This window comes from Gallibacterium genomosp. 3 (assembly GCF_001678475.1).
Lineage (GTDB): Bacteria > Pseudomonadota > Gammaproteobacteria > Enterobacterales > Pasteurellaceae > Gallibacterium > Gallibacterium faecale.
Window position 1 is genome coordinate 1 of the sequence record NZ_JTJR01000026.1, and the last position, 11,953, is coordinate 11,953.

Annotated in this window: 11 protein-coding genes; 2 read left to right on the forward strand and 9 right to left on the reverse strand. The window is 27.4% G+C overall.

Annotated features, from left to right (window positions below; translation table 11 throughout):
- Positions 1-75: 75 nt before the first annotated feature.
- From rfbB to QV06_RS06530, 8 genes are read right to left on the reverse strand one after another with little or no spacing between them, the layout of a single operon-like run.
- On the reverse strand, positions 76-1,092 hold the full coding sequence (rfbB, locus tag QV06_RS06495; RefSeq protein ID WP_065237431.1) for a dTDP-glucose 4,6-dehydratase: 1,017 nt from the start codon (positions 1,090-1,092) through the stop codon (positions 76-78).
- An 11-nt stretch (positions 1,093-1,103) separates the two neighbouring features.
- Entirely contained in the window at positions 1,104-2,549 is a 1,446-nt protein-coding gene (gene wbaP / locus QV06_RS06500; RefSeq protein WP_065237432.1) for an undecaprenyl-phosphate galactose phosphotransferase WbaP, read from the reverse strand.
- A gap of 46 nt (positions 2,550-2,595) precedes the next feature.
- Positions 2,596-3,606, reverse strand: a complete 1,011-nt coding sequence (locus QV06_RS06505; protein ID WP_065237433.1) for a glycosyltransferase family 8 protein — start codon at positions 3,604-3,606, stop codon at positions 2,596-2,598.
- A gap of 21 nt (positions 3,607-3,627) precedes the next feature.
- A complete protein-coding gene (locus QV06_RS06510; RefSeq protein WP_065237434.1) occupies positions 3,628-4,566 on the reverse strand; it encodes a glycosyltransferase family 2 protein in 939 nt (312 codons plus the stop codon).
- A gap of 9 nt (positions 4,567-4,575) precedes the next feature.
- Positions 4,576-5,445 carry a hypothetical protein gene (locus QV06_RS06515; RefSeq protein WP_065237435.1) on the reverse strand — a complete coding sequence of 290 codons (870 nt, stop codon included), beginning with the start codon at positions 5,443-5,445 and terminating at the stop codon, positions 4,576-4,578.
- Positions 5,446-5,447: 2 nt separating this feature from the next.
- Positions 5,448-6,998 carry a lipopolysaccharide biosynthesis protein gene (locus tag QV06_RS06520; protein WP_065237436.1) on the reverse strand — a complete coding sequence of 517 codons (1,551 nt, stop codon included), beginning with the start codon at positions 6,996-6,998 and terminating at the stop codon, positions 5,448-5,450.
- A complete protein-coding gene (locus tag QV06_RS06525; RefSeq protein WP_065237437.1) occupies positions 6,991-7,899 on the reverse strand; it encodes a glycosyltransferase family 25 protein in 909 nt (302 codons plus the stop codon). The genes QV06_RS06520 and QV06_RS06525 overlap by 8 nt, the downstream gene beginning before the upstream one ends.
- Positions 7,900-7,923: 24 nt before the next feature.
- A complete protein-coding gene (locus QV06_RS06530) occupies positions 7,924-8,679 on the reverse strand; it encodes a glycosyltransferase family 2 protein (RefSeq protein ID WP_065237438.1) in 756 nt (251 codons plus the stop codon).
- Between the two features lie 462 nt (positions 8,680-9,141).
- Here QV06_RS06530 and infA point away from each other — a divergent pair, with 462 nt between their 5' ends.
- Both infA and QV06_RS06540 read left to right on the forward strand, forming a co-directional pair.
- Positions 9,142-9,360: a translation initiation factor IF-1 gene (gene infA / locus QV06_RS06535; protein ID WP_065237439.1), complete on the forward strand. Its 219-nt coding sequence runs from the start codon at positions 9,142-9,144 to the stop codon at positions 9,358-9,360.
- 64 nt (positions 9,361-9,424) lie between these two features.
- Entirely contained in the window at positions 9,425-10,729 is a 1,305-nt protein-coding gene (locus QV06_RS06540; protein WP_065237440.1) for an O-antigen ligase family protein, read from the forward strand.
- Between the two features lie 196 nt (positions 10,730-10,925).
- Here QV06_RS06540 and bioB read toward each other — a convergent pair whose 3' ends face one another.
- Entirely contained in the window at positions 10,926-11,936 is a 1,011-nt protein-coding gene (gene bioB, locus QV06_RS06545; protein ID WP_065234145.1) for a biotin synthase BioB, read from the reverse strand.
- Positions 11,937-11,953: the final 17 nt, after the last annotated feature.

Sequence of the window (11,953 nt, forward strand, 5' to 3'; positions counted from 1 at the left end):
TTCTTTTTATTACGATAATTATGAAACTACTCGACAACACAACCAAAGATTTTTATTTACAAATTAAAAATACATTTAAATAATATTTTTATTACTTAAATACCACTCCACTGTTTTCCTTAATCCACTTTCAAACGTTTCTTCTGGATACCATCCCAATTCTTTTTTGATTTTAGTGGCATCAATGGCATAACGTAAATCATGTCCAGGTCGATCGGTCACAAAAGTAATCAAGTCACGGTATGCTGAAATTCCAGTTGATTTATTCGGAGCTAACTCCTCTAATATTTGGCATATAGATTCAACAACTTCAATATTTTTACGTTCATTATTACCACCAATATTATATGTTTCACCAACCTTTCCCTTTATAAGAACTTTATATAAAGCTTTTACATGATCATCTACAAATAACCAATCACGGATTTGCTGCCCATCACCATACATAGGAAGCGGTTTACCTGAAACAGCATTTAAAATTGTTAATGGAATTAACTTTTCAGGGAATTGATATGGTCCATAATTATTGGAACAATTTGTGATAAGAATTGGCAAACCAAAAGTGCGATACCAAGCCCGCACTAGATGATCACTTGAGGCTTTAGAAGCTGAATAAGGGCTACTAGGTGCATAAGGCGAATGTTCTGTGAAAAGCAGTTCTGACTCTATTTCTAGATCACCATAAACTTCATCTGTTGAAATATGATGAAAGCGGAATTTTTCTTGTTTAGAAATAGGAAGTTTTTCCCAATAACAGCGAGTAGATTCTAAGAGTGTATATGTACCAATAATATTAGTTTGAATAAATTTTGCTGATCCACTAATAGAACGATCTACATGGCTTTCTGCAGCCAGATGCATAACAGCATCTGGTTGATATTTTTGGAAAATATGATCAACTGCTAAACGATCACAAATATCAACTTGCTCAAAAAAATATCGTGGATTATTTTGTACATTAGATAAAGCTAAAGGATTAGCCGCATAAGTTAATTTATCAAGATTAATTACTTGATGGGTAGTGAAGTTAATAATATAACGAACAACAGCGGAACCGATAAACCCGGATCCGCCTGTGATGAGGATTTTCATAAAATGAATTACTAATAAGCTCCATTACGATTTAACACAATTTTCACTGTCTTAAATAAAATCACAATATCATTCCAAATAGACCAATTTTTAACATACCAGACATCATAATAAACACGAGTAGTATAATCAACATTATTTCTACCACTTATTTGCCATAGCCCAGTCATTCCAGGTTTTGCCATAAAATAGTAATCAACATTATCTTTATATTTTATTAATTCACTACGTACAATAGGTCTTGGACCAACTAAACTCATTTCGCCTTTTAATACATTCAATAATTGAGGTAATTCATCCAGACTTGTTTTTCTTAAGAAGTGCCCAACTTTAGTGATTCTTGGATCATTTTTTAACTTGAAATCTTTTTCCCATTCTCTACGAGCTACTGGATCATTAGCTAATATCTGTTGTAAAACTTCTTGAGAGTTTAATACCATAGAGCGAAATTTTAAACATTTAAAAGGTTTTTTATTTCTTCCAATTCTAGTATGCCCATATATTACATTCCCCCATCTACCCCCTTCTTCTCTTGAAATTAGATAATATAGGGTAATTAACAAAGGAGAAAATAAAATAAGTAGTAATAACGATCCTATTATATCTATTATACGCTTTAAAAATCTAGATGATATCTTTGATAAATTATTATGTATTCGAAGTAGCATTATTTCATAGCTAAAAATAAAAGCTACATCTGTGCTATATAGTGGGATACCTCTTACAGTAGGCACTATAGAAATAAACCGATAATTTTTCCTAGTTAATTTCCTTAACCAAAAATTTCTAAGTACATCTTCATTTTCTTCTAACGCAATAATAAATTGAGTATCAATATTATTATTTAAATCTAAAAATTTATCTACATCCTTACTTCTTATAATATTAATATCAAGATTTTTTATTTCATCTTCAATAGTACTGTTATCTACACTAATAAATTGTGTTATTACTAAGCCTAAATAAGGCTCACTTATTAATGCTTTATACGCATCTAAGGCATTTTTCTTTGCTCCAATAATAATAGTATTTTTAGTGTATAATTTTAGATTAATTAATAATTTCTTAATAAAAAAACGTCCTAATGGCACAAAAAAAAGTGTAATACCCCATATTGTTATCCATAGATATCTTGAGAAATATAATTTGGAAAATGCAATAATTGCCAACTCAAAGATGGAAAAAATAAAAATTATTTTTATAATCTCTTTTAATTCAAACCAAAATGGTTTCCTGTATGAATAGTGTCTTAATTGCCCCCCGCCAAACCATAATATACATAAGAAAACTAATATAAAATGAATTATTTCTCTTTCCAAATATTCTGACGAAGGCAAAAAAACATTAATATCTTTCTGCATATAAAAACTATTTAATGCTATCCCAAAATAAAAAGAAACAAAAAATAATATAAAATCGACCAAAATTAGTATTACCATTGAGATTAATATTCTCATTTAAATTACCTTTATTTATAATACACTATAACTAACATGATATATCTTATAACAAAAATAAACACTTAAAAACTATATAATATATAATTGCTCGATTATTTTCTTTTAGAACACTTTTCTTAAATTCATCTGGTGTATTTTTATTAAATAAATAGTAATAAAAAGCGATTTCATCAAATCTTTTAACTTTCCAAGGTTTATCTTTACTAATATAGTGATAAATATAATATAATTTTTCTTTTTTAAATCTATAAAGTATAAATTTAATAATAAAAATCATTCTATTCAATTTATTATGACCTATATAATATGGAATATTAACGTTATACTTATAAGAGATTAATTTAACCCCTGAAACTTGATTTTTTCTGATTTTATCTACAGAATTAATATATCTACTCGCTAATGAATTTAAGATATCTTGATCTTGGAAATATGGTCTATGTATTTCTTTTAATAAATCAAAACAAGCATATTCTAATTTCTTCTCACGGAACTCTTTTAAATTAAATAATAAAACACCTGCATTAAAGTAAGAAAGAGGATTTGTAACTTTTAATATATTTTTCACATAATAAAAAGAAAAAACTGAATTTAAAGAATCTATATTTTCTTTATTTTTTTCTAAAAAATTACAAATATATTCATCTCTACAAGCCGCTAATAAATACTCATCCAAATCCACCTTCATTAAATATGATATATCGGAATCAACAATAATATCGCAATCCAAATATAATATTCTATCATAATTATTAAATATTATGGGAATAAAGAACCTATAATAAGTGCTTATCGTCATATAAGAATTTAAATAAAACTCTTCTGTATTTAATTTATCTAATGAAATAAATTTAATAGTGATATTTTCATAATTATTAGCCTGCTTAAAGATATAATTCTTATTTTCTTCACTAATAGTTTCTGATAAAATATTAATTTCATAGAAATATTTCTTATTTCTATTTTTAATAATTGAACTAATTAGAACTGATGCATATTGAATATAATTATCATCACAAGCAATTACAATAGGAAATAAATTATCATCATACATTTTCCTCCCTCCTTTTCTATATTAATTTAATATTTTTCTTAATAATCTTTTTATTAAAAATTTTACACCTAATTTTTTATACATAGCCAATATATATTTCATATAATATCGTATATTTTTCTTATATTTATATCCTAAAGCTAATCTTTCTATAATTATTAAGAATAAAGAATACTCAAAAATAAATCTATTTTCTTTGGAGGAATAGAATCTATCCTTTAGAAAGAATAAATATTGATAAATTATATCAAGTTGTTGCATTCTAAGTTGAGAAGTATTATTATCTAGTTGTTGCGTAATAGAATCCTCATGTACTCTATAATAATATAAAGGATAATTTATAAAATTAAATTTCTTAATATATATAGAAGCAACCGAATATAATAGTAAATCCTCAGCAATTACCAATCTCTGAGAAATAAAATCTAAATTACTATATACATCCAATAATATACCTTTACGATAAACCTTCCCTGCTGATGACCAGTCAAAATCATCCGGATAATTATTAAAATAGGTTACCAAGGTCATATTTGTCATTTCTAGAATATTATCTTCTACTGAAAATCTAGGTAGTATTTCTTCATTTTTCTTATATTGAAATAAAAGGAGATCATAGCTACTTTCTTTAAGATGATCTTTAATTTTTAGAATTGCTCCAGGAATAAAATAATCATCAGCATCTAAAAATACTACATATTTGCCAGTGGAAGCTCTTACTCCAACTTTTCTAGCTATAAAAGTTCCTCTATTTTTTTTCAGCTTTATATATTTTATTGATATAACACTACTATACTTTAATAACAATGAATCAAAATCCATTTTCTCAGAAGATCCATCATTAACTATAATCAATTCTACACTAGATAAATCATCAAAACATGATAATATTGCTTCTTCTAGAAAAGAAAAAATATTATAAACTGTAATAATAATTGATAACGTATATTGTTCTTTCATCTAGAAAATTTATCTCCATGGCTTTAATCCAGTACTCTTTAATGTATTTAAAATGTAATCAGGATTAATCATATTTGGCAATAATAATTGCCTATATGGTTCTAATAACTCATGAGAATTTTCTAATAAAATGAGACTATTCATATTAATTCCTAACTCCTCTCGTCTAACTTTCATTAAGGGGAAATGCCAATGCATTACCTCAGTATCAATCCAATTAAGATGAGGTAACTCTAATAGTTCCCATGCATATCGCTTTCCTACATTATTAATTCCTCTACTCATAATAAAATGAAGCTTTGGCGTTTTATACACTAGCCAATGATCTCTATGAATACTTAAAGGAGAATTACGCAAAATATATAATTTATTATTTAGATAATGCATATTAATTCTGGGTAGAAAAATACATTCTCTTTCATTAAGTGGCATTCTTAATGTTGCCCTTAATAGCTCTTTATCATAAATTTGATCGCAATCAATTTTAATTAACCATTCATAATTAGGTATCTTATCTAAGACGCTATTATAATAGCTATCTAATCTATTTTCTGGATTACTGTTTTCAAAAGAGTCAAAATAATTATTATCGTCTGGTGGCCATACTGAATACTCATATTTATGAGGAATAAATCCTTTATTTCTGGAACAAAATTCTAAAATAAACTCTTCTGTTCCATCAGTACAGTCATGATAACCAATAACTCCTCGTGTTAATACTCCCTCAATACTTGTCAATGATGCTTTTACAGTATGAATTTCGTTATGAACTCGAATAAAAGCATAAGGATTAACTGGAGCATTACTTGCTTCTAAGAGAGAACGGAATTTATGATAATAAAAGAAGTGACGCTTAATTCTATTATAAAATTTTAACATAATTATAATCTCTTATTAAACTCAAAATACTTAGTGACTTCTACTAAAATTTTTAAAATGGAATATTTAAAATTTTTCTCAAAAAGAAAGAATAAAATAAATGTAATTAATATTAATAGCATCGAATCTAATATTAATTTTATTATTGTAAAATGTGGCAATAAATTATCAAGTATATATAATCTTTGATATGTATGTATTATATAACAAACAATTATCAAAATAATACCTTTTACTATTATTTTTATATATTTTCTCATATCAAGAAATTCTAATCTTTGTTTAAGATACCATGGCTTCCAAATTAGAATAAATGTATAGCTAGCAATAATACCTAAAATGATACCATTTATCTCATATAAATATCCTAATCCTATAGTAAAGAATAAATAAATTATCATCTCAACTATAGGAGCAAAAATATCATCATAGATTCCTCTAACAAACAGGAATGTTTCTGAAATATCTCGTATAGTCATCATAAATACTAAAAGACTAAATAAGAATACTTCTATATTTGGTAAAATAAAATTACCTCCAAAGATCAAACTAATTAAGTTAGTTGATTCAAACCAAAATCCTAATGAAAATAAACTACCTAAGAAAATTTTTATACTTGAAAACTGATAAAATATTATCTTTTCTTGAGTTATATTTTTTTCTGCTATTAAGTGCCCTATACTTGCAATTACACTACTATTAATAAAACGAGATAATTGTCCTAAAAGTTTTGCTAATAATAGATAATTCATATATATAGTAACTACTGACAAGTTAATATAAATATATACAAATAAAGGTGAAATATGTTCTATAACTACATTACTTAATCTATAAAAAAATATTCTTCTTATTGTACGGTAAATATCATTTCTTAAACTATAAAATAAATCTTGGTTTATTATATTATCACTAAGCCATTCAAAATTCCTTTTTACACACCATTCTAATAGTAGAATTTGAAATATATGCATTAAGAATTCAGCAAGTAGCCAATAAAGGTAAACATTTCTTTCTATGAATAATACACATAAGATTTGCAAAATAAGTTTTATTTTAGCTGTACCTTCAATTATAAATGTAGCCTTATAACCTTCTTGATTTGCCCATAATAATATTTGTCGATAGTTAAAGAAATAATTACTTAACGAGCCTATCATCATTACTAAGAATGTTAATATAGGATAATACCAAACAACCTTTTCATCAGTAATCAAATAGGGTAATAAAGGAATAATAATTAAGCTAGTAAATAATAAAAATATACCAATATTACGGTATATTTTCTTATATAGTGCAATAATAGTTAAGATGGTAGCTATATCTTTTTCATATAAAGGTTTATATAATAAAAATGAAACTGCTGAATAAATCCCTAATTCAGCTAAGTTGAGAATACCTACCAGATTACTTATTGTTGTATTAAGACCAACTAATTCTTGTCCTAAAGAATGAATAAATAGAGTTCTAGAAAAGAAACTTAAAATAATACCAATGGCAAAGAATAATATACTTGATAGTATATTTTTTATACTTTTTTTAGTTCTACTCATTTTTATTTATTTGATCTTTAAGTACTATTTCAGCACGTTTATTCGCTTGATTCATAACTTTCCATCTGAGAAAAAAGTAAATTAAAGGGCACTTTAATAAAAATTTAATATATGTCCATACTTTGTACTTAAAAAAGCCCCAGCTATTTTTTTGTTCTTTTTTACGTTCTATTTCTAAAGTGGATACTATATTGTTTCTTTCTCTTACCAAGCGAGGGTATATATGCCAAATACCAATTTCTTTCCTAGTTTGATCTTCAATAATACGTTTAATTTCTTCAAAATCATCCGCTAACCAGTATGGCTTATCATATTTAATTAACTCTTTAGCACATAAATTAGAGATAATATATCCAACTGTACCACACATATAATTTTTGGCTAATTCTCCCACACAGATTTTATTTATTCTATTTTGATTATCTGTAATCTTATATATTTTAGGATAAAACTGCATTGGATAGCCTATTCTATATTTTAATTTTCCCTTATACGATTTAACTTTGGATTCTCCAAAAATAATAAAACCTATATCATTAATTCGATTTGTTCTAATCCAATCTTCTATAATATTAAATAATATAAAATAGTTATCACTAAATAACGCATCATCTTCACAGATTATAGCAAATTTTGCCACTTCATCTTCTGCTAGTTTTCTCCATATATTTATATGGCTCAATGTACAAGCAGCTTCACCTAAAGATAATGTTCTATTATAAAGTTTTTTTGCTTTAGAAAAATCAAATTGTTTTATTAAAGTATGCTCATTTTTTTTTGCATCTATTGCAGTATGAATTAAAAATGATTTTGCATATTCTTGTGAGAAAAACAGCTCTCTTCTTTTCGTTGCAGAATCTAAGCTTAATACCCATTTTTGATATAAATTAGACTTTATCATATTTTCCTAATTAATAAATTTTTATTAGCTATATTTTTTAATGCCTTTTATTATGTAATGGACAAAATAGTATATAGAAGCAAGCAATCCAAGATTTAGATAAACTCTATAGATTCTCCAAGTCCATATTGCACTTTTTAATTTATTAAATGATACACTATTGCGTATATTTATTCTACATATAGAATGATACTCTTCTGAATATCTTTGGGATTTATACCCCTTCTCTAAAATATTAAGAAAAAATAGAAAGTCTTCATGAGCCACTTCAGAAAAGATTTGATTTGATAATATATCTCTATCAATCATTACTGTCATAATTTTAAATTGATTCCCTTTTAATAAAATTTTATAATCAATAAAATTTTCAACTCTAATATTTTTAATATTACTATTAGTAATATTGTAAAAGCTATAATTACCATGTGAAAACTTAATCTGATTAGAAATCATAAAATTAACTTGCTTTTCTATTTTATCTTTTAATATAAAATCATCGCTATCTAGAAATGTGATATACTTTCCGTGTGCATTTTTTAATGCTATATTTCTTGCTCCAGCAGGTCCTAAATTTTTACTATTCTTAAATAATTTAATTCTTTTATCTTTAAGGATATAACTTTTAATAATATTAATAGAACCATCTTGGGAACAGTCATCAACTAAAAGTAGTTCCCAATGAGGATATGTTTGATTAATTATAGACTCAATACAATCTTTTATATACAATTCTGCATTATATACAGGTGTAATAATACTTACTAAAGGATAATCTTTCATTTTATATCTCTTATATTTTAACAATTATTCTAAATTCTTAAGGAAAATAGCTCTATATCTTTACTATAGATGAGAAATGCTATAGAAAATTTAGAATAAAATTATTCAATATCATAATATATCTTTGTTCAATACTTGCTATAAAATACATTTCTTTTTCTACAATACTAATACCTTTATTTTATTATGTCTATCAATTAGTACTTTACTTTTTCTATAACTATCATGAAATCTATCAAAGGGGATTCCACTAGATAATAAGGAAGTTTATTTTACCTATTATTATATTAAAAACAATCAGTTACGATACCAAATCTACTTCTAAGTATAATTTATTATTATTTGTGTATATAATACTTCACGAGTATAGCATAAGTGTGTATAATCTCACCCCTTAAAGTTAGCTACCAAGACAATGATAGCTTTTTATTCAATTTATTATTGTAATTATTTAGAGGAAATATGGCAAAAGAAGACAGTATTGAAATGCAAGGCACCATTTTAGAAACCTTGCCAAACACAATGTTTCGTGTCGAGTTAGAAAATGGACACATAGTCACCGCACATATCTCAGGTAAAATGAGAAAAAACTATATTCGTATTTTAACTGGTGACAAAGTTACTGTAGAAATGACTCCTTATGACTTAAGTAAAGGTCGTATTGTTTTCCGTAGTCGTTAATCCACCTGACCTCCTTATTTATGTAAGGGGAGGTCTACTCTAAATATTCTTATAGAGAGCTAATATGAATTCTCATTACTATCGCTATCTACAATTCTTTTTAAATTTCGTTGTCAGTTATTTTTTCATTACTCTTGTTATTATTCCTAAAGCTTACAGTAGTGGAATTATTTTAGCTATTGTTGCCTTATTATTCATTTTTAGCTATCTCATAAAAAATAAAGCAATTCCAACACTAGATCTATGCTGTCTTTATTTTGTTTACCCTTTTATTTTCTATTTTATTATTTATCTTTGTTCTGTCGCTATTTATCAAGATTCACTAAGTGTTTTAGACTCGCCTAGCCGATCATTATTTTTCTTACTGCTATTCTTTCTATTACCTTTTTATTCAATTTCATTTAAAACATTATTATTAAGTATTCCTCTCGGTGGAATTGCTACTGGTATTTATGCTTTCTATCAAAAATTTTTTCTACATTACGATCGTGCTTTATCAGATACCACTTATGTAATTCAATCTGGTGATATGGCAATGTCATTAGGCGTATTTAGTTTTGCTTTAATATTTTATTGCTTGCAAAGAAAAGAACATTTTTATACCTTATTCTGTGCTATTGGTTCTTTAGGCGGTATGTTGGGGAGTTTCTTATCTCTCACTCGAGGTGGTTGGTTATTAATGCCATTTATTGTTGTTATTCTATTTATACTGAATAGAAAAGCACTTTCAAAAAAGGTCATCATTAGTTTCTTATCCGCTTTGTTGTTAATCTTTGTTACTTTATTGATCACTCCATCATCTAAAGTTTTATCCCAAATTGAAAGGGCTAAAATTGAAGTTGCTAATTTCGGTAAAGAAGATAATGCCGATACCTCAGTAGGCGCAAGATTAGAATTATGGAAAGCCTCTTGGCTATCTATTCAAGAGAAACCTATTTTTGGTTGGGGTTATACTGGCGCTAAAGAAGAACGAAAAAAACAAGGTGAACAAGGTATTCTTGCAAAATTCCCAGCAAGTTTAGGTCATGCTCATAATCAATATATTAATGATACGTTAGAACGTGGAGTTATTGGTTTGTTTTCTTTATTAGGAATTTTTCTATTACCCCTTTACCAATATTTCAAGGCTTATCGAGAGAGTAGAAATAATTTAGAAGTGAAAACATTAGCTACGCTTGGCATTATTCATATTACTTCTGTTATGTCATATGGATTAACCCAGGTATTTTTTGCCCACAACTCTGGTAATATGTTTTATTTCTTTTTAACTGTTTTGTTTTATGCAATGTTGTTAGAAAATAAAAAAACAACAGAAGATTTAAAGTATAGTAAACAAAATTCTTTATTAGCTTTTGCCAAGAATATCTAATCTAACCGCCAATCTGGCGGTTTTTCTTTTATCAATCTTCTATAAATTCTCCCTTTTTATCATTCAATTAAATTTATATGAACAAATATGTTTATCCCATAAACATATGTATCATATTAAGTATAAAAACACCCTTATATACCAAATATAAGGGTGTGATAAAATCATTTATCTTATTGAATTAGATAAAGATATATTAATTTTCAGTTTCTTTTCTATTTTCTAAGGTTTCTGGAACTAAATCCAATTTAGCCATTAACATTTGGTCATGGTCTTCTTCATTATTACCTGTTACCAATAATTTGTCGCCATAGAAGATCGAGTTTGCGCCTGCCATAAAACACATTGCTTGCATCGCTTCTGGCATTTTATGACGTCCTGCAGAAAGGCGTACATAACTTCTTGGCATTGTGATTCGTGCTACTGCAATGGTACGTACAAACTCTGTCCAATCAAGCTCATCCGCTTCCATCATTGGTGTACCTTCTACTTTCACTAATTGGTTGATTGGCACAGATTCTGGTTGCGGATCTAAATTTGCTAGGCTCGCAATTAACCCCGCTCGCTCTTTACGAGTTTCATTCATCCCGACAATACCACCACAGCACACCTTTAATCCTGCTTGGCGTACTTTACCTAAGGTACTGATACGATCTTCAAAACGGCGAGTCGTAATCACATCATGATAATGCTCTGGTGCTGTATCAATATTGTGATTGTAATAATCTAGCCCAGCTTCCTTTAATTGTTCCGCCATACCATCTTGTAACAAGCCGAATGTTCCGCAGGTTTCTAAGCCAAGCTCTTTTACTGCTTTAATAATCGCTGATACTTTTTCAATATCTTTTGGTTTTGGACCACGCCATGCTGCTCCCATACAGAAACGCCCTGCACCGCGCTCTTTCGCAATTTTTGCTTTAGCTACAATATCGTCAATATCTAATAATTGTTCATTTTGCACGCCTGTTTGATAGCGCGCTGACTGAGGACAATAACCACAATCTTCTGGGCATCCTCCCGTCTTAATCGACATTAATGTCGAAAGTTGAATTGCTTGTGGATTAAAATTCTCACGGTGGACTTGTGCTGCACGATAAACTAAATCAAGGAAAGGCGTTTCAAATAATGCTTCTACTTTACATACTGACCAATATTCCACTGTTGGGTGTGGTGTAATAGAAGGCATTTGAATTGTTGTTGTTGTCATAACGTATCCTTTTGTTA

Excerpts from the sequence above, each read along its gene's own strand:
- QV06_RS06530 (WP_065237438.1), bottom strand. The coding sequence starts at position 8,679 with ATGAAAGATTATCCTTTAGTAAGTATTATTACACCTGTATATAATGCA.
- QV06_RS06505 (WP_065237433.1), bottom strand. The coding sequence starts at position 3,606 with ATGTATGATGATAATTTATTTCCTATTGTAATTGCTTGTGATGATAAT.
- QV06_RS06515 (WP_065237435.1), bottom strand. The coding sequence starts at position 5,445 with ATGTTAAAATTTTATAATAGAATTAAGCGTCACTTCTTTTATTATCAT.
- infA (WP_065237439.1), top strand. The coding sequence starts at position 9,142 with ATGGCAAAAGAAGACAGTATTGAAATGCAAGGCACCATTTTAGAAACC.
- bioB (WP_065234145.1), bottom strand. The coding sequence starts at position 11,936 with ATGACAACAACAACAATTCAAATGCCTTCTATTACACCACACCCAACA.
- wbaP (WP_065237432.1), bottom strand. The coding sequence starts at position 2,549 with ATGAGAATATTAATCTCAATGGTAATACTAATTTTGGTCGATTTTATA.
- QV06_RS06510 (WP_065237434.1), bottom strand. The coding sequence starts at position 4,566 with ATGAAAGAACAATATACGTTATCAATTATTATTACAGTTTATAATATT.
- rfbB (WP_065237431.1), bottom strand. The coding sequence starts at position 1,092 with ATGAAAATCCTCATCACAGGCGGATCCGGGTTTATCGGTTCCGCTGTT.
- QV06_RS06525 (WP_065237437.1), bottom strand. The coding sequence starts at position 7,899 with ATGATAAAGTCTAATTTATATCAAAAATGGGTATTAAGCTTAGATTCT.
- QV06_RS06520 (WP_065237436.1), bottom strand. The coding sequence starts at position 6,998 with ATGAGTAGAACTAAAAAAAGTATAAAAAATATACTATCAAGTATATTA.
- QV06_RS06540 (WP_065237440.1), top strand. The coding sequence starts at position 9,425 with ATGAATTCTCATTACTATCGCTATCTACAATTCTTTTTAAATTTCGTT.